19 protein-coding genes are annotated in these 20,247 nt (G+C 72.9%); 10 read left to right on the top strand and 9 right to left on the bottom strand.

What is annotated here, in order from left to right; genetic code table 11:
* The first annotated feature begins 28 nt into the window (after positions 1-28).
* From SLV14N_RS01305 to SLV14N_RS01290, 4 genes are all read left to right on the top strand, one after another.
* Positions 29-1,432, top strand: a complete 1,404-nt coding sequence (locus tag SLV14N_RS01305) for a cytochrome P450 (protein ID WP_263267605.1) — start codon at positions 29-31, stop codon at positions 1,430-1,432.
* Between the two features lie 129 nt (positions 1,433-1,561).
* On the top strand, positions 1,562-2,278 hold the full coding sequence (locus SLV14N_RS01300) for an SDR family NAD(P)-dependent oxidoreductase (protein ID WP_208687620.1): 717 nt from the start codon (positions 1,562-1,564) through the stop codon (positions 2,276-2,278).
* A 292-nt stretch (positions 2,279-2,570) separates the two neighbouring features.
* Complete coding sequence (locus SLV14N_RS01295) at positions 2,571-3,401, top strand: SDR family NAD(P)-dependent oxidoreductase (RefSeq protein ID WP_263267603.1); 831 nt, start codon at positions 2,571-2,573, stop codon at positions 3,399-3,401.
* 296 nt (positions 3,402-3,697) lie between these two features.
* Positions 3,698-4,198 carry a GNAT family N-acetyltransferase gene (locus tag SLV14N_RS01290; RefSeq protein ID WP_208679337.1) on the top strand — a complete coding sequence of 167 codons (501 nt, stop codon included), beginning with the start codon at positions 3,698-3,700 and terminating at the stop codon, positions 4,196-4,198.
* Positions 4,199-4,263: 65 nt separating this feature from the next.
* Here the strand turns inward: SLV14N_RS01290 and SLV14N_RS01285 are convergent, their stop codons facing one another.
* The 8 genes from SLV14N_RS01285 to SLV14N_RS01250 all read right to left on the bottom strand — a co-directional run bounded on the left by SLV14N_RS01285 (position 4,264) and on the right by SLV14N_RS01250 (position 11,419).
* The gene (locus SLV14N_RS01285) at positions 4,264-4,989 is read right to left on the bottom strand and encodes a hypothetical protein (protein ID WP_259670041.1); all 726 of its coding nucleotides are present in this window, start codon (positions 4,987-4,989) and stop codon (positions 4,264-4,266) included.
* A gap of 49 nt (positions 4,990-5,038) precedes the next feature.
* Entirely contained in the window at positions 5,039-5,812 is a 774-nt protein-coding gene (locus tag SLV14N_RS01280; protein ID WP_263267600.1) for a class I SAM-dependent methyltransferase, read from the bottom strand.
* A gap of 90 nt (positions 5,813-5,902) precedes the next feature.
* Entirely contained in the window at positions 5,903-7,351 is a 1,449-nt protein-coding gene (locus tag SLV14N_RS01275) for a serine hydrolase (protein WP_263267598.1), read from the bottom strand.
* Positions 7,348-7,674 carry an acyl carrier protein gene (locus SLV14N_RS01270; RefSeq protein WP_263267596.1) on the bottom strand — a complete coding sequence of 109 codons (327 nt, stop codon included), beginning with the start codon at positions 7,672-7,674 and terminating at the stop codon, positions 7,348-7,350. Before SLV14N_RS01270 ends, SLV14N_RS01275 begins: the two co-directional genes overlap by 4 nt.
* Positions 7,675-7,783: 109 nt before the next feature.
* Positions 7,784-8,878 (bottom strand): SIS domain-containing protein, encoded by a 1,095-nt coding sequence (locus SLV14N_RS01265; RefSeq protein WP_263267594.1) that lies wholly within the window; start codon positions 8,876-8,878, stop codon positions 7,784-7,786.
* An 18-nt stretch (positions 8,879-8,896) separates the two neighbouring features.
* Entirely contained in the window at positions 8,897-9,844 is a 948-nt protein-coding gene (locus tag SLV14N_RS01260; RefSeq protein WP_208679332.1) for an LLM class flavin-dependent oxidoreductase, read from the bottom strand.
* 56 nt (positions 9,845-9,900) lie between these two features.
* Positions 9,901-10,419 (bottom strand): hypothetical protein, encoded by a 519-nt coding sequence (locus tag SLV14N_RS01255; RefSeq protein WP_263267592.1) that lies wholly within the window; start codon positions 10,417-10,419, stop codon positions 9,901-9,903.
* Between the two features lie 55 nt (positions 10,420-10,474).
* Positions 10,475-11,419: an aldose epimerase family protein gene (locus SLV14N_RS01250; protein WP_263267591.1), complete on the bottom strand. Its 945-nt coding sequence runs from the start codon at positions 11,417-11,419 to the stop codon at positions 10,475-10,477.
* A gap of 667 nt (positions 11,420-12,086) precedes the next feature.
* On the opposite strand from SLV14N_RS01250, the gene SLV14N_RS01245 reads away from it, so the two are divergent.
* The 4 genes from SLV14N_RS01245 (at position 12,087) to SLV14N_RS01230 (ending at position 16,942) form a co-directional block, all read left to right on the top strand.
* The gene (locus SLV14N_RS01245) at positions 12,087-12,941 is read left to right on the top strand and encodes a TauD/TfdA family dioxygenase (RefSeq protein WP_221174660.1); all 855 of its coding nucleotides are present in this window, start codon (positions 12,087-12,089) and stop codon (positions 12,939-12,941) included.
* A gap of 62 nt (positions 12,942-13,003) precedes the next feature.
* On the top strand, positions 13,004-14,578 hold the full coding sequence (locus tag SLV14N_RS01240) for a pyridoxal phosphate-dependent aminotransferase (protein WP_263267588.1): 1,575 nt from the start codon (positions 13,004-13,006) through the stop codon (positions 14,576-14,578).
* Positions 14,571-15,383 (top strand): BtpA/SgcQ family protein, encoded by an 813-nt coding sequence (locus SLV14N_RS01235; RefSeq protein ID WP_263267587.1) that lies wholly within the window; start codon positions 14,571-14,573, stop codon positions 15,381-15,383. The genes SLV14N_RS01240 and SLV14N_RS01235 overlap by 8 nt, the downstream gene beginning before the upstream one ends.
* A complete protein-coding gene (locus SLV14N_RS01230; protein ID WP_263267586.1) occupies positions 15,380-16,942 on the top strand; it encodes an amino acid adenylation domain-containing protein in 1,563 nt (520 codons plus the stop codon). Before SLV14N_RS01235 ends, SLV14N_RS01230 begins: the two co-directional genes overlap by 4 nt.
* A 25-nt stretch (positions 16,943-16,967) precedes the next feature.
* On the opposite strand, the gene nudC is transcribed toward SLV14N_RS01230, so the two are convergent.
* The gene (nudC, locus tag SLV14N_RS01225; protein ID WP_263267584.1) at positions 16,968-17,951 is read right to left on the bottom strand and encodes an NAD(+) diphosphatase; all 984 of its coding nucleotides are present in this window, start codon (positions 17,949-17,951) and stop codon (positions 16,968-16,970) included.
* 247 nt (positions 17,952-18,198) lie between these two features.
* Here nudC and SLV14N_RS01220 point away from each other — a divergent pair, with 247 nt between their 5' ends.
* Entirely contained in the window at positions 18,199-18,537 is a 339-nt protein-coding gene (locus SLV14N_RS01220) for an acyl carrier protein (protein WP_263267582.1), read from the top strand.
* Positions 18,538-18,585: 48 nt separating this feature from the next.
* On the top strand, positions 18,586-20,217 hold the full coding sequence (locus SLV14N_RS01215; protein WP_263267581.1) for a class I adenylate-forming enzyme family protein: 1,632 nt from the start codon (positions 18,586-18,588) through the stop codon (positions 20,215-20,217).
* The last annotated feature ends 30 nt before the right edge of the window (positions 20,218-20,247 follow it).

Raw genomic sequence — 20,247 nt, 5'->3', positions numbered from 1 at the left:
CATGCGGCCGGGTACGAGAAGGACCGGCATGAGCAGAATCGGTGCACGGCTGACCGGCGGACCGGGACGTACCGCCGCCGATGCCGCCACTGATGCCGCCACCGAGGCCCCCGTTGCCCCCGGCCGCGTGCCGCTGGCCGGGCACGCCCCGTGGATCCACCGTGATGCTCCGGGCTTCGTCCGCGAGCTGCGGCACCACGGACCGGTGACGAAGATCTACATCGGCCCCCGGCAGGTACACGCCGTCAACTCCCATGAGATCGTCCGGGAGTTGCTCACCGTGCAGGCCCGCGCCTTCGACAAGGGCGCGATGTTCGACGCCCTGCGCGTGCCTCTCGGCGACGGGCTGATCACCGCCGCCGGCGACCGCCACCTCCGCCACCGTCGGCTGATGCAACCCGCCTTCCACCACGACCGGATCGCCGGCTACGCCCGCATCATGTCCGAACGGTCCGTGGCACGGGCCGCCGTCTGGCAACCCGGTACCACCATCGACCTGGTGCCGGAGATCCACCGTCTGACGCTCGACATCCTGCTGCGTACCCTCTTCGCGGATCCCCAGGACCCCGAACTGCGCACCGCTGTCAAGGACTGGCTGTCCGTCAAGTACCACTCGATGCGCCTTGCCCTCTCCCCGCTGCACGCCTGGGCGGAACGCCTCCCGCTGCTGGCGGGATGGCGGCCGCCGCACGCCGGCCCGCTGCGCCGGCTGGTGGCCGTCCAGCACCGGATCATCGAGACATACCGTGCCGACGGCCGGGATCGCGGCGATCTGCTCTCGATGCTCCTGGCCACGGGCGGCCCGGACGGTGCCCTGACCGACGCCGAAGTGACCGACGAACTGATCACCCTGTTCCTGGCCGGTACCGGCACGGTCAGCGCGTCCTTGGCCTGGGCGCTGCATGAGATCTCCCGCCGCCCCGACGTCCAACGACGGCTCCACGACGAACTCGACGCCGTTCTCGCCGGACGGCCCCCCGGGTTCGAGGATCTTCCCGCACTGGTCTACACACGACAGGTGCTCACCGAAGTGCTGCGGCTGCATCCGCCGTCGTGGCTGCTGATGCGCCGCGCGGTGCGGCCGGTCACCCTCGGCGGCGTACGGCTCTCCCCGGGCGCCGAGGTGTTCTTCAGCCCGTACGCCCTGCATCTCGATCCGCAACTGTACAAGAACCCGGACGACTTCGACCCTGAGCGCTGGCCGCACGACGCCGCCGCGAGGGCGCCGCGTCACACCTATCTGCCCTTCGGAGCAGGCAGCCGGCTGTGCATCGGGGAAGACTTCGCCTGGGCCGAACTGACCCTGGCGCTGGCCGCGTTCACCGCTCACCGGCGCCTGACACCGGCCGGCTCCACTCCCGTGCGGACCCTGGTCGGCACCGTCCTGCGCCCGGACCGGCTGCCGCTCACGGCGCATGCCCGCCCGTCCTGATCCGCACGCCTCCCACACCTCCCTCGACACGCTTGCCCCTCCCTTTGCCAGGAGCCGCACATGCCAGCACACGCACAGACGTCAGGTGACGGACCGCAGCCCGGTCGACTACGGGACCGGGCCGCCCTGGTGACCGGCGGCGCCTCCGGGATCGGCGCCTCGTGTGCGCGGCGACTGGCCGCGGAAGGCGCTGTGGTGGTGGTCGCGGACCTCGATGAGGACGGTGCGATCCGTGTGGCCCGGCAGATCACCGCAGCCAGTGGCACCGCCCTGCCCCGCCGCATCGACGTCACCGACCCGGACAGCGTCACCCGCGTCGTCACGGAAGCCGCCACCTTGCGCGACGGCCTGCAGATCGCCGTCAACAGCGCCGGAATCAACGGCCCCCTCAGCCCGCTTGCCGAACTCCCGCCCGCCGACTTCGACACCGTGATGAGGGTGAACCTCTACGGCGTCTTCCACGCGATGCGCTGCCAGCTCCCCGCGATGGCCGCCACGGGTGGTGTCATCGTCAACCTTGCCTCCATAGCGGCACATTCGGGCTTCCGAGGGCACGCCGCCTACGCAGCCGCCAAGCAGGGTGTCCTCGCCCTGACCCGGACCGCGGCGCGCGAATACGCCGGCCACGGCATCCGGGTCGTGTCGGTATCACCAGGCATCGTCGACACCCCTATGGTCACCTCGCTGCCGCCCGGAGCCACCGACGGTCTCCTTACCGCCGTCCCCCTGCGGCGCACCGCACAGCCGGCCGAAGTCGCCGCACTCGTCGCGTTCCTGGTGTCCGACGACGCCTCGTATGTGACGGGCAGCGACCATGTCGTCGACGGCGGCTACCTGGCCAAGTAGCCGACCGCGGCCGATCCGCTGTCGCCACCCAGGAGTTGGCGCAGGACGGGGCCCGCAAGCTCTTCCTGATGGGCTTCCTCACCTGCCTGCTCAATCCCAAGGGGGCATCCTCTACATCTCACTGCTGCCGCGTCGCTTTGTTCGCCGCTGCCCTTCGCCCGCGGTCGTTCCTCGCCCCGGAGCCGGCCGCGGTGCCGACGTGATCGGCACCCGGTCGGCGCGGCGGTGCCGGCGCTTCGTATGCTCGCGGCGCGGGGAACCGGAAGCCGACCACCTTCGGAGGCGAACGACCATGTCGGAACAGCGTGTTGTCCTGGTAACGGGCGGGGGAACGGGAATCGGGGCCGCCACCGCCCGGCTGCTGTGCGCGGCCGGGCACCAAGTCGTGATCTCCGGGCGGCGGCCCGAGCCACTGCGCCGGGTGGCCGAGGAGACCGGAGCGCTGGCCCACCCTTCCGACGCCGCCGACCCCGAGGCCGTGCGCGAGCTCGTCGAGACGACGGTCACGGCCTACGGGAGACTCGACGGTGTGGTGCTCAACGCCGGAATCGGGCGGGGCGGCGCGGTCGGCGACACCGCGGTCGAGGACTGGGAAGAGCTGTTACGGACCAACCTCACCGGTCCGTTCCTGCTGCTGCGTGCCGCGCTGCCGCATCTGCTGGCGGCTCGCGGCGCGGTGGTCGCGGTCGCCTCGGTCGCCGCGCTCCGCAACAGCGTCGGCAACGCCGCCTATGCGACGTCCAAGGCGGCTCTGCTCCACCTCTGCCGCTCCGTCGCTGTCGACTACGGGCCGCAGGGGCTGCGGGCCAATGCGGTGTGCCCGGGCTGGGTGCGTACGGAGATGGCCGACCAGCGGATGGCGCGGTTCGCGGCGGAGTCGGGGCTGGCGGGCGGTGCCGAGGCGGCATACGAGGAGGCGAACCGGCTGACTCCCGCCGGGCGGCCGGGTGATCCGGAGGAGGTCGCCGAGGCGATCGACTGGCTGCTGTCGCCGGCCGCGTCCTACGTCAACGGGGCCGTCCTCACCGTCGACGGCGGGGTGACCACGGTCGGCGTCGGCGGTGCCGCCTTCGACCACCGGATCGAGGCGCGCACCCCGCGCCCCAAGGGAGACTCTTCGTGATCCGTAAACAGTTGATCACGCGCGATGAATCGGCTGGGTGAGGTGCGTCCGATGCGGTGAGGGTGCGATTACGCCGGAGAGCACCACCGGAGAGCACCGCCGGAGGGCACCGCCGGGGCGGCTGTACGAGGGCGTGACGGTGGGCGGGAGGCAGGCGGGGCAGGAGTCCGGGCCAGACGGTGTCCGGTCGTCCGTCGCCTCGGCCCCCCGGCGCCCGGCGCCGCCCCTTGACGCCGGCGTCGTACCGCGCGGACACGGAGTTGCCGGCGGCGCCCCTTCCGGGGCAGTCTCCGTGCATGATCGAGTTGGTGGTACTGACACCGGACGACTGGGGCAGCTGGCGCGAGCTGAGGCTGGCCGCGCTCGCCGAGGCGCCGTACGCCTTCGGGTCCACGCTGGCGGACTGGCAGGGTGACGGCGACCGGGAGGAGCGGTGGCGCGGCCGGCTGAGCATTTCCGGCTCGCACAACCTGCTTGCGTTGTGGGACGGGGAACCGGCCGGGATGGTCAGCGGTGTCCCCGGCCCGCGGGACGGCGTCGTCGAGTTGATCTCCCTGTGGGTCGCCGAGAAGGCCCGGGGGCGCGGCGTGGGCGACCGGCTCGTCGAGGCGGTCGTGGGGTGGGCCGAGCGGGAGCGGGCCGAGGCGGTGGAGCTCGCGGTGACGTCCGGGAACGCACCCGCGGTCGCGCTGTACCGGCGCCACGGATTCGCGGACACCGGACAGCTCGGCGACGTGCTGCCGGACGGCGGCCGGGAGCACGTCATGGCCCGGCGCCTCTCGCCCGGCCCGGGCTGAGGGACCGTTCCACCGCTCCGCCGGTAGCCGCGGGGTTCCCCGTGGCTACCGGCGGGCGGGGCGGCTCATTCGAGCTTGCAGGCTTCGGAGGCCGGCTGTTCCTTGGCGAGGAATATCGTCTGGGCCATCATCTTGTAGCCGCTGATGCGCTCGCGGAACGTCTCGATGGACTCCTCGGGGTGCACCGAGTCGATGACGGCGTGCGGGCCGTGCGCGTTGAACTGGTGGCTGACGCCGCGCGGGATCTGCATGTCCGCCCAGGAGTTCTCCGGGACGACCAGGTTGTAGCGGGTGCGGTGCACGCCGTCGGGGGCGTCGGGGGCGGTGTCCTCGAAGACCTCCGGCCGGAACGGCGTGACGCCCTCGACGTGGGTCACGTCGATGGGGGAGAGGCTGGACACCCGGATGCGGGTGCCGGGGCCGGTCATCATGCGTACGAAGCGCAGCCCGGTGTGCAGGTGCATCCGGGAGCAGATGTCCCGGTCGATGACGTCGTAGAAGTCCATGAGGTAGCGGTCGGCGAAGAACCCGTCGAAGGGGGCGTCCAGCATGTAGACGTCACCTTCCTCGAAGGTCTGGGCGCGCTGGATGCCGTCCCCGTCCTGGGTGGTCGCGGCCGGGGTGCGGTGCGCGGCGCGCACCACACCGCCCAGGGCGTCGGTGATGGCGAGGGAGATCTCGGCGGGCAGCTGGATGACGGGGGTGACATGACATCGGCCCGGGTCGCTGAAGTCCACCACGTCATGGACTTCGTTTTCGTCGTCGGGGGTGAACTTCATGAACTCGGTCATGCGAACTCTCCTTGTGCGATCGGTGCAACCGGCCCGGGTCCCTTGTCCCTTACCGGGACGGGGACTTCACGGCGCGGTAGATGGTGCGGCAGGGAGTCGGCGTCCTGGAGCAGGACCCCGACTCGCACTTGACGTAGGACGGCTCGATGTCGTGGTCCGCCGGGGTGAGTCCGGCGCTCTTGAGGGCGGTGGTGATCTCGTCCGGCCCGTAGTAGCGGCTGCGCAGGGTCTGGTTCACCCGGTACGCCCGGCCGTCGTCGTCCACGACCCCGGAGACCCGCAGCATGCCGGTGCCGGAATCCGCGTCCCACACACCCCTCTTGGCAATCACGGCGGCGTCCTCGTCGAGCAGCGTGAGGTTGTCCCAGTGCCGAAAGTGCGAGGTCTCGAAGACGTCGAACAGGAACTGGCCGCCGTCCGCCAGGGCCGCGCCAACCCGGTGGAAGCAGCGCTCCAGGTCGCCGGGGGCGTCGAGGTGGTTGAGGGCGCCGTCCAGGCAGACGGCGGCGTCGACCGTCTCCGGGAGGGAGAAGTCCCGGGCGTCCTGTTCCGACAGCCGGAGATGGCCGGAGTCCATGAGGCCGCCGAGTTTGCGCCGTGCCACGTCGAGCATGCCCGGGGAGCGGTCCACGCCGGTGACCCGCCACCCCTCGTCGCACAGCACTTCTGCGGTGACGCCCGTGCCGCAGCACAGGTCCAGGACGGACCGGGTGTCGGGCGCCGACTCGCGCAGGAAGGTGGCGAGCCGTGGTGAGTAGTGGCGGACCCAGCCGGTATAGAAGCTCTCGAAGAATACGGAGAACTCACGTGTGTAATACGTCATGGCACTGACACCTTTCGGAGGGGACACGCAAGGCGTGCACAGGGCTTGTCCGTGACCGGTGGTCGTGGGGCGCGGCGGTGCCGCCCGCCGTCATGAGGCCGCCGTCCGGGTGAATTCGAAGGCCGGTACGGAGCGTTCCATCCGCACCGCGACGCGGTCCGGGTCCAGGGGGGTGAGGGCGACCGGGCCGGGGTCGGCCGGGCACGTCGTGAACAGGGTGCCGCGTGCGGTGCGCCGCACCGGGCCCTCCACGGGCCCGTACCGGAACACCGCACCCGCCCCTGACGCGTCCGGCGCGACGCGCAGGTCACCGAATCCGGGGTGGTGGTACGTGCCCGGCAGCGTCGCCAAGGAGTCCAGGTCCGCCGCCGGCCCCGGCGCGGCTGTGGCCATCCGTTCGGGCTCGCCGACCGGCAGCCGGCGCACCGTGCCGGTTTCCCGGCCGCTCAGGACGTCGATCAGGAAGAAAGCGACGGCGCAGCGGAAGCAGCAGTGTGCGCGCGCCGGGGAGTGCCGCACGCCGGTGTTGCAGAAGACGTTGACGGCCAGGTCGCGGCCGGGCAGCACGACTGTCATGCCGCGCAGCGCGCCGACGCTGCTGCTGTGCACCAGGGCCCGTTCGCCGTGGTAGCGGCCGACGAGCCAGCCGTATCCGTAGCCGTCCGCGGCCACGCACGCCGGATGGTTGGCGGAGGTCGTCGGGGCGGGCATGCGCGGGGTGCGCAGATGTTCCAGGACGGGCGCGCCGAGCAGTTGGCCGCGCGCGCCGTGCCCGGACAGATGGAAGCGGAGCAGCGCGACCATGTCCTCGGCGCTCGCCCGGATGCCGGAGATGGCGGTGGAGAGTCCGGAGAGCGGGGGCGTACCGGCGTCGGCGAAGCCGCCGTTCCCGTCCGGCTCGTAGCCGTGTGCCGCGTCCCCGGCGGGGCCTGGGTCGCGCACGCCGAGGTCGGCGAGGAGGTCCCCGGTGAGCCGGTGCCAGGGCCGGCCGGTGGCTTCCTCGGCGAGGTGGCAGGCGAGTACGTAGGCCAGGTCGCTGTAGGAGAACCGGTCGCCGCCGGGCGGGCGGACCGTCACCAGGTGCGGCAGCCGGCCCCGGGCCGCCTCGCCGGGGGTGGTGTCGGCGGACCCGGCCAACAGCATGTCGTACGAGGGAAGTCCGGAGGAATGGGTGAGCAGTTGGGTCAGCGTGTAGCCGCCGTGCGGCGCGCCGTGCGGCAGCACATCGGTCAGTTGGCCGGTCTCCCAGCCGGTCAGGCCCTGTTCGACGAGCCGGGCGAGCAGGGCCGCGATGAGGCTCTTGGTGAGCGACCCGAGGGGGAAGAGGGTGCGCGCGGTCAGCGGGGCACCGGAGGAGGGGTCGCGGGTGCCGTCGACGAGGACGGCCGCGTCATCGCCGTGCACGACGGTGACGGCGACACCCGGCACCCGCCAGGCGGTCCGCAGGGCGGCCAGCTCACTGGCCAGGTCCTCGGCCGGATGGCCGGTGCGGGGCAGGGCGGCAGCCAGGGTCTGTCGGCTTCCCGGTAGCAGGGTCATCGCGGTCCGGTGTCCCGTCCGCCGGTCATGTCACCGGCCCGGTGCCCTTCCCTGACGACGTCCTCGCAGTGCCCGACGAGGGCGTCGAGGGTGCCGTCCAGATAGAGCGCCTCCACCGAGGGTTCCACCGCCAGCCGGGCCCCGATGCGGTCGAGCATGACGATGGCCTGCATCGAGTTGCCGCCGATCTCGAAGAAGTCCTCGTCGCCGCGGAGTTGCGGGGACTGCGGCAGGCCGAGCGCCCCGCTCCACTCCTCGGTGACGACGGCCCGGACCCGGCCGGGTGCGGTCGGCCCCGGTGGCGCCGTGTGATGGTCGGTCATGCCAGCCTCCCGTGGTGGTGTGCGCGGTGCCCCGTGCGGGGCGCCGTCGGCCGCGGCCGTCCCGCCGCGGTGGTTGTCGCCGTGCTGCGTGGGCGCGGCGCCGGTCCGGTCAGTCCCGGCCGCCGCCGGAGAAGGGGGTGCGGTCCAGCCGGTCGGCGAGCCGGGCGCCGAGGAGCCCGGCGAAGACGTGGCCGGTCAGGGGCGACCACTCCTCACGGGCCGTCCCGGCGACCGGCACGGTGTGCCAGGCGGTACCGGTCAGGGTGGTGTCGTCCGGGCCGGTCACCGCGATGACCCGCCGCCCGCGCCCGGTTGCCGCGGCGGCGAGCTCGGCCGCCCGCGGGTGGCCGAGGCCCGGTGTTGCGAGGACTACCAGGGGGGCGTCGGCGGGGTCGGCGAACCGCTCGATGTGCCAGTACTCCTCCAGGTCCTGGGCGTAGGCGGACAGTCCGGCGGCCTCCACCACCTTGGCCGCGGCGTACATCGCGGAGCCGCCGGCCGGGCCGGTGCCCGCGAAGACGAGGGGGGTCCACGGCCGCCCGGCCTCCGTCAGCCGCGCCGCCAGCTCGCGGCAGGGCGCGTCGGCGGCGTCCGCGGTGGCCCGTACGGCGTCCGCCGTGGCCGCGATCTCCGCCACCAGGGCGTCCTCCGCCGCCGGATCGCTGCCGGGCAGTGCGTGCCGTACGCCGCCCAGCCGCACGGCGAGCAGTAGCAGGGCGAGCAGGCTGGCCTGGTAGGTGCGGATGCCGGGGCTGCGCTCCGTCAGGCCGAGTGCGGCCGCCACCTCCCGCCCCGCCGCCTCGCCGAGGGCGCTGCCCGCACGGCCGGTGACGGCCAGGGCCGGGAAGCCGTGGGCGCGGGCGCGCCGCACGGTGGTCACCAGCCGCGGGCTGCTGCCCGAGGCGGACACCGCGACCACGAGGGTGGCGGCGTTCAGGCCGGCCGGGCCGAGCATGCCGTAGTCGAGGAACTGCTGGGTGCCGAGCGCCTCGCAGGGGAGGCCGGTGAGGCGTACGAAGGCCAGCTGGGCGGCGCGGCCGGCGTGATGGGAGTCGCCGCTGCCGACGAGGACCACCCGCCGCAGGGCCTCGCCGGGCACGGTTGCCAGCGCCTCCCCCATCCGGGAGGCGACCGGCCCGGTCAGGCCCTCGATGTCGGCGGCGAGCGCGGCGGACTGCCGCAGCATGGTGCCGGTGGCGTACATGGGTGTCTTCCAGACGTGTCAGAGGGAGGCGCGCAGCACGGGGGCGACGCGTTCGGCGAAGAGGTCAAGGGTGCGGTGGTCCACGGGTGGCCGCAGACCGAGGAGGAAGTCCCGTACTCCCAGGCGCAGATAGGGCGTCAGCCGCTCCACACACTCCTCCGGGGTGCCGAAGAACGCGTACTCCGGCAGGTCGGCGGGGACGGTGGTGGCGATCCGCTCCCTGCGTTCCGCCACCTCGCGCGGATCGTCGCCGAGCACCGCCCGGAAGGTCAGCGAGCCGCGGATCGAGGCGGGGTCGCGGCCGAGGTCGCGGGCGTGCGCGGTCAGCACCTCGCGCCGGTGCGCGTACTCCTCTGGGGCGGTGAACAGGGAGTTCCAGGTGTCGGCGTGTGCGGCCGCGATACGGAGCAGGTGCCGCTCCCCGGAGCCGCCGACGGTCAGCGGCAGCCGGCTCTGTACCGGGCGGGGCCGCAGATGGGCCTCGCGGAGCGAGTAGTAGGTGCCGTCGAAGTCGGTGACCGGACGCTCCCACAGGCGGCGGATCACCTGGCAGCTCTCGTCCAGCCGGCGCAGCCGCTCGGCGGCCGGCGGGAACGGCATCCCGTACTGCCCGTGCGCGAGGTCGAATCCGCCTGCTCCCAGGCCCAGTTCGATGCGCCCGCCGGAGATGTGGTCGAGGGTCGAGGCGATGTTGGCGAGCAGTGCGGGGTGGCGCCAGGAGACGGCGGAGACCAGGATCGCGCAGCGCACGCGGCGGGTGCTCGCGGCGAGGGCGGCCAGCAGGGTGGGGCCCTCGAAGCAGGGGCCGTCGGGCCCGGTGAGGTGGGGGCGCAGGTGGTCGAAGACGGAGACCCAGTCGTAGCCCGCCTCCTCGGCGCGCCGCCATAACTCGAGGACCTCGTCGAAGGTCCGGTACTGCTGTCCTGAGTGCACACCGCAGCGGACGGTGTCATCGTGCAGTCTCATCTCTCCACGCCTTCTGTGCCGGGTGCCCGGGGCGACGAGCAGCGGGTCGGGGACGCTCAGCGGTCGAGCGCCCGTTGCAGGTACACGCGGCGCATCCAGTCCTCGGTCTCCACCTCGCCGTACGCGACGAAGCCCAGGCCGGTGAGCAGTTCCACGCTCTTGCGCAGGTCGGGGTTGGCTTCCGCCCGCAGCGCGTCGGCGCCGGCGGTGCGGGCGGTCTCGCAGGCCCTGCGCACCGCACGCATGCCGAGCGTGGCGTCCCGTCGTGCCCGGTCGGGATGGATGGCGAGGCGCTGGAGATACTGGGGCGCGCCGGCCGGCGGGAAGACGTCCAGGGCGCGGCTGAAGGGCGGCCGGCCGGTCAGGGTGAACATGGCGATGGCGGTGTCGCCGTGGCGCAGCAGGTGGACAGCGCCTTCGCCGACCAGCGCGCGGCTGCGTTCGAGACGGCGCTCCGGGACCGGCAGGCCGTACAGCTCGGCCGTGTGGAGGTCCGAGGCGCGCAGCAGCGCGTGGACCTCCTCGGCGCTCTCAGCCGTTTCCCAGGCGGGGGCCGGCGCGGGATGCGAGGACATGTGGGATGCCGTTCGTGTGGGGGTGGGAGGGTCCGGGGTGCGGTAGGGGGTGCGGTCAGCGGACGGAGAACGCGTAGCGCGTGGTGGCGGTGTAGGTCTGACCCGGATCCAGCCGGGCGGAGGGGAAGTCCGGGCGGTTGGGGGCGTCGGGCCAGGGGCCGGGCTGGAGGCACAGTCCGGCGCGGGGCGGGTGGAGGCCGTCGCCGGTGTAGACGCCCATACCGGTCTGGTCCGTGGACAGGCGCAGCTGTCGTCCGGAGTCCGGGTCGTGGAGGTCGGCCGCCCAGGTGTGCGGGGTGTCGAGCACGTAGAAGTTGTCCAGCCGCAGGCCGTGGACCGGGGCGTTGCCGGTGAGGTGGAGCGGGGTGCCGGCGACCGGGGCAGGTGGGCCGGGCAGCGGGACCTGGTCCTCGCCGAACCGCAGGACGCGGGCGGCGTTGACGGCGACGTGGTGGCCGTCAACGGGCCGGTGCGCGCCGGTGCCGGCCAGGTTCCAGAAGGCGTGGTTGGTCAGGCCGACCACCGTGGGGGCGGTGGTGGTGGCCCGGAAGGCGATCGTCAGGGTGCCGTCCCGGCCGAGCCGGTAGCGGGTTCCGGCCTGTAGGTGTCCGGGGTAACCCTGGTCGCCGTCGGGGCTGTGCACGGTCAGTGTGAGGGTTGCGTGGTCCTCGTCCCGCTCCGTGGCGGCGGCCCACACCAGCCGGTCGAACCCGTAGGTGCCTCCGTGGAGGTGGTTCGGGCCCTCGTTGCGGTCCAGCACGTGCCGGACGCCGTCGAGGGTAAACGCACCGTGGGCGACGTTCCGGCAGAACCGGCCGAGGGTCGCGCCGACGTAGGCGTTCGCCGCCCGGTCCTCGTAGGCGGCCAGGGTGGGTAACCGGTGGACCACGTTGTCCGTCCGGCCGTCGCGCCCGGGGATCCGGACCTCGACGAGGGTCGCCCCGTAGGTCCAGACCACGACTTCCGTGCCGTTGCCGTTGCCGATTGTGTAGGCGTCCACCGGGGAAGCCGGTTGCCGGGTATTTCCCGCTGTCATTCCCACGAACTCGCTGCGTATGTACAAGAGTCCCCCACAGGCGACAAAAGAAGACTGTGCGCTGAGCCGCCGGAAGAGAATCCTGCGCTCGCACTTCGGCGCGGGGATCGCAACGCATCGTGCGTCACCCGCGGCAACGGGCCATCAGGTTCATAAACGCACTCGTGGTTTCGACCGAGGCGTGAGGGCGACGCTACCCGATCCCCGGAAGGACCGGAAGTGTTTGTTCTGCATACTCTGATCTTGCTCGGAACGCCGGTGAGCGACAGCCATCTTTCGGCCTCCGGCCATACTTTTTTGCGCCACCGCGCGACCATTCGACCGGGCGCCGACCTTGCCGTGCCCATGACCACAGAACGTCAACTCATGCTCACCGCAAGTACGTTGACACCACCTCCGGGCACGACAATGGCGGCGCGCCCCTACTGTGCCGGCGGCACCCACCGAAGTGAACTGGAGGGGAAGACGGACTCCGGCGCTCCGGGGTTGCCTCTCCTTCCGATTCCGGTCGCCACCAGCCCGGATCCCGTCGCTCGACGCCCAGTTGGCTGCTGCAGCTATTGACAAGGACGCCGGGTCCTATGGAAGGTTGCCGTGCTATCCCACGTAAGTCAGTTAGGGGACGCACACATTGGCCAGCGGCTGTTTTGTCGAATCAAAGGCAGATCAACACTTAGCCCTCCGCCATGAATTACTGGAGACGGATGCCGCTTTAACACTCCAGCCCAACGCCCACCTTCCACCCGATGCCGGGGCGGACAATGTCGCGACGTTGCTGCGCGACCGGCTCACGGCCGACGGATATGCTCTCCTGCAACTCGGTGAGCCATTGTCGACCGCTGATTTCATTGCTGTGGGAAAGACGCTCGGCGACCCCATGCCGGAGACCGACGCGGCGGTCCTGCCGTATGCCGAACACGGCATCATGCTGAATTTGACGGCCGACGCGGGGCGTACCTCGGACGCTTCCCTACAGCCTTTCGCCACGAACTTCCTGACGCTGCACACCGAAGGCAGTACCCGGCCCGTACAGCGGCAACCGCGCCTCATCGTGCTGATGTGCTGCGAACCGGGCGACGGCACGGCAGCCCGTACCGTCGTCGTGCCGATGGCCGCGGTCCGGCGCCGGCTGTCGCCGGACGACGCCGCGCTGCTGGCCCGGGTCCGCTACCGTGCTGCCGACAGTCCGCCGCCCCTGCTGCGCAGCGTCGACGGGGCACCGGTCTTCTCCTTCCGCGACTTCCACACCGCACCGCTGGAGTGGGAACTGACCGGCGACCCGGCCGGCGCCGACGAGGTCGGCCCGGCCCTGCGCCGCCTGTTGGCCGCGATGTACCACCCTGCCGAAGCCCGTGCCGTCGAGTGGCGGCGCGGCATGCTCCTCGCCGTGGACAACCACCGCTTCTTCCACGGCCGAACCGCGGGTGACGGCCGTGTCCCGGAGATCCCGAGGCATCTCAAGCGCCTGCGTCTCCTCGGGGGATGACGCCGTCCCGCGCTCCGGTACGCCACCCCTGAACCCCCACGTATCTGATCCTGGAGCCCTCAGTGGAACTCTTCCCCCACCCCTTACGAGAGCGATGTTTCAGCATCCCGGCCGCGGCGGCCGAGAGCGCGGCCGCGGCGCGGCTTCTCGACGACGACGGCGGGTGCTTCCTGCCCGGCGTCGACGAGCGGATGCTGGACGTCTACAACCGGGCGGCCGACCCCGGGGACCCCTTCGAACTGTGCCGTCTGTGGGTGGGGCGGGTGGACGCGGAGTCGGGCGCGCACGCCGCCCGACCCTGGCTTGCTGAGCAGTGGCGTTCCACCAGGGTGCGGCGGAACACGACCGCGGAGGAGGTGCTGACCTCACGGGCAACGGTGCGGTTCGTCAAGGAGCTGTTCAACTTCTACTTCCGTGACGACCTCTACGGCGACCTGCGGTCCGACGACCACCTGATGCTCTCCGGCGGCGCGGTCGACGAGGAGGAGTGGGGGCTCCCCGGGGTCCTCAAGGAGTGCATCCGCTACGCCCTCGAACGTGACTGGTACGGCTACTCCGACTCCTGCGGGCGGCTGCAGGCCCGCGAGGCGGTGGCCGCGTACGAGAGCGCCCGGATCCCCGGCGCCAGCTACGAGGCCGGCAACATCGCGCTCACCATGGGCGGCACCGTGGCGGTCAGCACGATGGCCGACTTCCTCACCTCCCGTTCCGAGCCGCGGGCCGCCCCCGCGCTGTGCGCGACGCCCAACTACCCGCCGCTGGTGGAGTCGATCGCCTGCCGCACCGCTACCCGCCTGGTGCCGCTGCCGACGCAGGACGGCCGGATGTCGGTGGAGCCGCTGCTGGCCGCGCTGTCCCCGGACACCCCGCTGGTGATGCTGCAGACGGCCGCGAACCCGACCGGCGCCGGTGTGGCGGAGGCCGACCTGGTCCGGCTGCTGAACGCCCTGTCGCCGTCCACGCTGATCCTGCTCGACGAGTGCCACGAGTGGCTCGGGCCGGTGAACCCGCTGTCGCCGGCGCGCGCCGCGCGCAACGTCGTCCGCATCTCCAGCCTGTCCAAACACTGGTCGGCGCCCGGCATCAAGGCCGGCTGGATCACCGCCGACAGCGATCTGATCGCCGAGTACTACGAGTACGCCTCCACCCACTTCGGCGGGCCGCCGTCCTTCTTCTACACACTCATCGAGGTGCTGGCCCGGATGGAACGCTGGCGGGTCACCGGCCTGCAGGCCGTCGGCGCCGAGCAGGTCCGCGAGTTTGAGGCGTCCTACGGCCTGACGGCGGAGCGGCTGCAGGCCGCGTACACCAACTACGCCACCGAAAGGGACGCCCGCGAGCGGAGTCTGCTCACGCTGCGCGACGCCACGCACACCCGCCTGTCGGAGTTCGCGACCGTACTCAAACCCCGCTACTCGATCAACACCGCGCTCACGCTGCCCGGCTGGGACGACTCCTACCGGTGCTTCCGCGACCTGCTGAGAGAGACCGGCGTGTCCACCTACCCCGGCATCCTCAACTTCTGCTTCTCCGGCGGGACGGTGCGGGTGACCTCGGCCCGCAGCTGGCGCGACATCGACACCGCCGTCGGCCGACTGGGCGCCTACCTGGCCCGGGACGCGGTGCGCCATGGCTGACTTCCCGCGCCGGGACGGCCGCAAGACGGTCCTCGGCATGATCCACCTGCGGCCGCTGCCCGGCACCCCGTTCCATCAGGACGGCACGCTGGGCGAGACGTTGGAGAGCGCCGTACGGTCGGCCGTGGCACTGGAGCGGGGCGGCGCGGACGGCTGCCTCATCCAGACCGTCGAACGGGTCTACAGCGTGGCGGACGAGTCCGATCCGGCACGGACCGCTGCCATGGCCCTGATCACCGACGCCGTCGTTCGGGCCACCGGCGCCGGCTTCCGGGTGGGCGTGCAGATGATGCGCAACGCCGTCAGCGCGTCCCTGGGCGTGGCGAAGGTGACCGGCGGCTCGTTCGTCCGGGTCGGCGCCCTGGTCGGGCAGACCCTCTCCCCGCACGGCATGGTCACTCCGGACCCGCTGCGGATCATGGAATACCGCCGGAAGATCGCGGGGGAGGACCTCGGCATCATCGCCGACATCGACTCGATGCACTTCTCGTGGTTCGGCGGGGGGAAGAGCACGGCGGAGGTGGCGAAGGCCGCCGCGGGCGCGGGCGCCGATGCCGTCTCGCTGTGCCACCGCGACGAGGACACCACCCTGCGCATGATCGACGCGGTGCGCGCGGCGGCCCCGGACCTGCCCGTCATCCTCGCCGGACACACCCACCACGAGAACGCCGCCCGGCTTTTGGCGGCCGCCGACGGGGCGTTCGTCGGCAGCTGCCTGGAACGCTCGGGCTGGGGGAGTGAGATCGACCCCGCGCGGGTGGCGTCGTACATGGACGCCGTACGCACGACGGGAGGCCGGCCGTGACCGCTCGGCCGCCGGCCGGCCCGCCCGGCGGACCGCCGGACGACCGGCCGGCCCTGCTCCCGGCGCGCTTCCTCGCCACCGCGTCGGCGCGGCCCGACGCGGTGGCCGTCGAGGACGGTGGGATCCGGACGACGTTCGCGGAGCTGGCCGAGCGCAGTCGGGCCGTGGCGGCCCGCCTGCTGTCCCACGGGGTCGGCGCGGAGACCGTCGTCGGGCTGTGCCTCCCGCGCTCGGCGGACTTCATCGCCGCCGCCCTCGGCGTCCTGCGGGCGGGCGGCGCCTTCCTGCCGCTGGATCTGGCCTACCCCGCCGACCGGCTGCGCCATCTGGTGCGGGACAGCGGGACCACCGTCGTCCTGACGGCCGGCGACGACGCGCCGCGGCCGCCGGAGGACGTCTTCCCCGCGCACGTGACCGTCCTGACGCCGACCGACGCCGGCCCGCCCCCGGGCGCCGGCACTCCGCTGCCGGCGGTCAGTTCCGGCCAACTCGCCTACGTCATCTACACCTCCGGTTCGACCGGCCGGCCGAAGGGCGTCCAGGTCGAGCACGGCGCGCTGGCCGCCTTCCTGGCCGGCCTGGAGGCGGCCGGCGTCGTCCGGGCGGGCCCGGCCAGGGTCGGCTGGAGCGCCAGTCCCTCCTTCGACGCCTCACTCCAGCAGTGGGCCCGGGTCTGCCGCGGTGACACGGTCGTGATCGTCGACGACCTGGCGCGCCGCGTTCCCCAGCGGCTGGCGCGGGCCGTGACGGATGCCCGGCTCACCGACCTCGATCTCACCCCCGGCCTGGCCGAGTTGACGGCCGACCGGCTGGCCCGCGCGCTGCCGGCCGGCTCCGGACTGCGCCTGTGGGTCGGGGGCGAGGCGGTGACGCCCGCGCTGTGGCGGACCCTTGCCGGGCACCGTGCCGCGGGCGTCCTGGACGCCGTCAACGTGTACGGCACCACGGAGACGACGGTCGACAGCCTGTGGGCACCGATAACGGGCGGGGTGGAGCCGCACCTCGGGACACCGCTGCCCGGCCAGACCGTCCGCCTGCTGGATGGCCGGCTGCGCCCGGTGGCCGTCGGCGAGCCGGGCGAGCTGTACGTGGCGGGCTCCACGCTGGCCCGCGGCTACCTGGGCCGCCCCGGCCTGACCGCGCAGCGGTTCCTGCCCGACCCGTGGGCCGCGGACGGCACGCGGATGTACCGGACCGGGGACCGCGCCCGCCGGACGCCGGACGGCCGGCTGGAGTTCCTGGGCCGTACCGACCACCAGGTCAAGGTGCGCGGGTACCGCGTGGAGCTGGGGGAGGTCGAGGCCGCGCTCGCCGACTGTCCGGGGGTGCTGGAGTCCGTGGTGCTACCCCATACCCAGGGCGGGGTGGGCGTGCTGGCGGCGTGCCTGCGGACGGCGCCGGGGACGAGCCTGGAGCAGGTCCGCGCGCACGCGGCGCTGTGCCTGCCGGAGTGGATGCGGCCGTCCGCCTACCGCGTGGTCGCGGCCATGCCGCTGACCCCGTCCGGGAAGATCGACCGGGTGGCGCTGGGCGCCGGGGTGGGCACCGGTGCGTACTGACCAGCCGACGCGCCTCCCCGGCCGCTCATGCGGTCCACGGGGCGCCGGCCGACTCCGGCGCGGGGTCCAGCGGGCCTCCGTACCACCGTTCGACCAGCCGGCGGGCGAGGTAGCGGCGGTCCGGCAGCGCCACGTCTCCGGTGCGCACGGCGTGGGCCAGCGCGTCCCGGGTGAACCAGCGGACGGCCGCCATCTCGCTCCCGTCGGCGCGCGCGGCGGACGAGACCGCGCCGGCCTCGTAGCCCAGCATCAGGCTGCCGGGGAAGGGGTGCGCCTCGGTCTCGACGCACCGCACCGGGCCGATCGCGACCCCGGCCTCCTCCGCGGCTTCGCGCCGCACCGCGGCCTCCGCCGTCTCCCCGGGCTCGACGTATCCGGCGAGCACCGAGTACTGGTGCGCGGGCCAGCGGGTCCGGCTGCCCAGCAGGCACCGGTCGCGCGCGTCGGTGATCAGCATGAGCACGGCGGGGTCGGTACGGGGATGGTGCTCGGCGCCGCACGCCTCGCAGCGCCGGACGTGGCCGCCGCCCTCCACCGTGGTGGGGTCGCCGCAGCGGGGGCAACGGCCGTGCGTGCGGTGCCAGTTCTCCAGGGCGGTGGCGTGCACGAGCATGCCGTGGTCCCGGTCGCCGAGCGGGTACGCCCCGTCGTCGAGGGCCGCGACGCGCGCGGTGCCGGTGGGCGGGGCGGGCAGCCGGCCGGTGGCGTACGCGAAGTACGCGGCGCCGGTGTGGTCGGTGCCGAGGAAGTAGCGGGTGCCGTCCGGCGGGCAGTCGCGCGGCCGGACCAGCGCCAGCCGCCACCCGCCGGGCTCCTCGCTCACATGGGTGCGGCCCTCGGCCAGCGTCAGCACCCGGGTGTTCTCCCGCTCCCAGGCCGCGCGGAGCCATGCCGCGTCCTCCCGCCGGCCGGCGGCGCGGTCCAGCGGCTCCGGGGGCCGGCCGGCCGGCGTCCCGGTGGGGACGCGGTGCGCGGTGTCCTGGCGTGCCGAGGGGGGCGGGTGCTTCACATGAGCCTCACTGGGACGGTCCGGGGCCGCCGGGTTGCGGCCGAAGTACGGCTGAACGGCGGTGAGTTGACGTCGAGTCACGTTCCGTTCGGGAACCTAGGTCATGCCTCCGGACGGAACAAGGCATACAGCCACCAATCCCGCAATGAGTGAAAAGCGTCACAAGAACTGCACAAGGGGCTAATCCCCGGCCGGCGGCCAGTGCCATCAGCCGCGCGAACCCACCACCGAAGAAAGGGCGATCGTCGTGCACGTACCCCCGGAGCACCCGCCGGAGTCCGCCCGCTCCACCGCTCCCGACCCCTCGACCGCTTCCGCGAGCGAGCTGCTCGCGGCGGTGACCGAGGTCGTCCTGCGCAACGCCCCCGACCGCGCGTCGCTGGCGTCCGCCGGTCCCGACGCCCCTCTCCCGGAACACGGCTTCGACTCGCTGGGTGTGGTGCGCCTGTTGGTGGACCTGGAGGAGACGCTGGGCGTCACCTTCCCCTCGGAAGCGGTGACCGCCGAGACCTTCGGCAGCATCCGCGCGATCGCCGACGCCCTCCAGGCGTCCGGAGCCGCGCCCGCGGCACCCCCTGCCGGCTGACCCTCCCTCCGCGCCAACCGCACCATGCCCCTACCACGACGAGGAGCCATGCACGCCACCCCCGACGAGGACCACCGGCTCGCCCACCGCTGCACGGAACGGGAGTTCACCGACCGGCTCCCCGTGCACCCGACGATGCCGGAGCTGCTGGCCCACCGGGCCGACCACGACGGGTCCGCGCCGTACCTGACGTTCCACGGTGCCGACAACACCGCGATCGTCCTCACCTACCGTGACACCCTCCGGCTCAGCCGCCGCCTGGCGGCATGGGCGGCCCGGGAGCTGGGCGCCCGCCCCGGGGACGTCTTCGCCCTCGCCCCCGTCAACGAACTGCGTTCGGTGACCGCGGTGTTCGGGCTGCTGCTCGCCGGCTGCTCGCTTCTCTCGCTGAATCCGGCCGACCCGGCGGGCCGGATCACCCAGCAGGCCGAGGCGCTGGGTGCCAAGGCCCTGCTGCGCGCCCCGGACGCCGACGCCGACGCCACGGTGCCGTGGATCACGCTCCCCGACCCCCGGGAACTGCCCGCGGCCGACGACGACTGGACCGGTCCGGACCTCGACCCGGGGGCGGACGCCCTCTACTTCGGTACGTCGGGGTCGACGGCCGCCTCCAAACTGGTCGCGCAGTCGCACTACAACGGCGTGGTCAACGCCGAGGCGCTGCGCCGCCACCACGGCCTCGGACCGGGCGACCGCTTCCTCGGCTGCCTGCCGGTCCACCACGTCAACGGCATGCACTTCACCCTCTTCGGCACCCTCGCCGCCGGGGCGCACGGCATCCTGCTCACCGGATTGGACCCCTTCGGGTACCCGCGTGTGCTGACCGAGTACCGCCCGCGGATCGCGAGCGTCGTCCCCAGCATCCTGGAGACGCTGCTGCAGACCTGGCGCTCCCCGCGATTCCCCCCGGAGTTCGACTACTTCGTCTCGGCCGCCGCCCCGCTGTCCCGGTCCACGGCGCGCGAGGTGCACGAGCGCTGGGGCGTCCGGATCCTCCAGGGGTACGGCCTGACCGAGACGACCAACTTCTCCACCACCATGCCGCGCGGCCTGTCCGACGCCGCCTACCGCGCCCTGATGCTGGACTGCGACATCCCCTCCGTCGGCACCGCCCTGTACGGCAACGAGGTGGCCGTACTCCGCCCCGACGGACAGCGGGCCGAGCCCGGCGAGCGGGGTGAGGTGTGCATGCGCGGGCACAACGTGATGTCGCGCTACCAGGGGAACCCGGAGGCGACCGCCGAGGCGTTCGCGGACGGCTGGTTCCACTCCCAGGACCTGGGCTACGAAGTCGTCGAACCCGAGACCGGGCTGCGCTTCGTCGTCCTCACCGGACGGGCCAAGAACATCGCCAAGGTGCGCGGCGAAACGGTGTCCCTGGAGGAGATGGAACGGGCCCTCAAGACCTTGCCGGCGGTCCGCGACGCGGCCTGCGGCACCGCCCCGGACCGCTTCCTGGGCGAGGTCGTGGTGGCGGCGGTGGCCACCGCCGACGACACCACCGACGCCGTGCTGCTGGAGCACCTGGGGCGCTTCTTCGACCCGGCGGTGCTGCCCGCCCGCTTCTTACGGTTGCCGAGCATTCCGCGGACCGCCACCGGCAAGGTCCTCCGGCCCAAACTGCGGGAGCTGCTCGCGGCGCCCACCCAGGCCCTGCCCGCCACCGGCCCGCGGTCCTGACCGGCGGTCCGGTCCATGACGACGAGAACA

The sequence above is a fragment of the Streptomyces sp. Je 1-4 4N24 genome, from assembly GCF_026239515.1.
In the GTDB taxonomy this organism is placed as follows: domain Bacteria; phylum Actinomycetota; class Actinomycetes; order Streptomycetales; family Streptomycetaceae; genus Streptomyces; species Streptomyces nigrescens.
Note: the sequence above shows the minus strand (reverse complement) of the source record. Positions and strands in the feature narration are given on the sequence as shown.

Bases quoted from the DNA above. Each gene is read 5' to 3' on its own strand.
- SLV14N_RS01305 (WP_263267605.1), top strand. From the start codon at position 29: ATGAGCAGAATCGGTGCACGGCTGACCGGCGGACCGGGACGTACCGCC.
- SLV14N_RS01295 (WP_263267603.1), top strand. From the start codon at position 2,571: ATGTCGGAACAGCGTGTTGTCCTGGTAACGGGCGGGGGAACGGGAATC.
- SLV14N_RS01290 (WP_208679337.1), top strand. From the start codon at position 3,698: ATGATCGAGTTGGTGGTACTGACACCGGACGACTGGGGCAGCTGGCGC.
- SLV14N_RS01285 (WP_259670041.1), bottom strand. From the start codon at position 4,989: ATGACCGAGTTCATGAAGTTCACCCCCGACGACGAAAACGAAGTCCAT.
- SLV14N_RS01280 (WP_263267600.1), bottom strand. From the start codon at position 5,812: ATGACGTATTACACACGTGAGTTCTCCGTATTCTTCGAGAGCTTCTAT.
- SLV14N_RS01275 (WP_263267598.1), bottom strand. From the start codon at position 7,351: ATGACCCTGCTACCGGGAAGCCGACAGACCCTGGCTGCCGCCCTGCCC.
- SLV14N_RS01270 (WP_263267596.1), bottom strand. From the start codon at position 7,674: ATGACCGACCATCACACGGCGCCACCGGGGCCGACCGCACCCGGCCGG.
- SLV14N_RS01265 (WP_263267594.1), bottom strand. From the start codon at position 8,878: ATGTACGCCACCGGCACCATGCTGCGGCAGTCCGCCGCGCTCGCCGCC.
- SLV14N_RS01260 (WP_208679332.1), bottom strand. From the start codon at position 9,844: ATGAGACTGCACGATGACACCGTCCGCTGCGGTGTGCACTCAGGACAG.
- SLV14N_RS01255 (WP_263267592.1), bottom strand. From the start codon at position 10,419: ATGTCCTCGCATCCCGCGCCGGCCCCCGCCTGGGAAACGGCTGAGAGC.
- SLV14N_RS01235 (WP_263267587.1), top strand. From the start codon at position 14,571: ATGGCTGACTTCCCGCGCCGGGACGGCCGCAAGACGGTCCTCGGCATG.
- SLV14N_RS01215 (WP_263267581.1), top strand. From the start codon at position 18,586: ATGCACGCCACCCCCGACGAGGACCACCGGCTCGCCCACCGCTGCACG.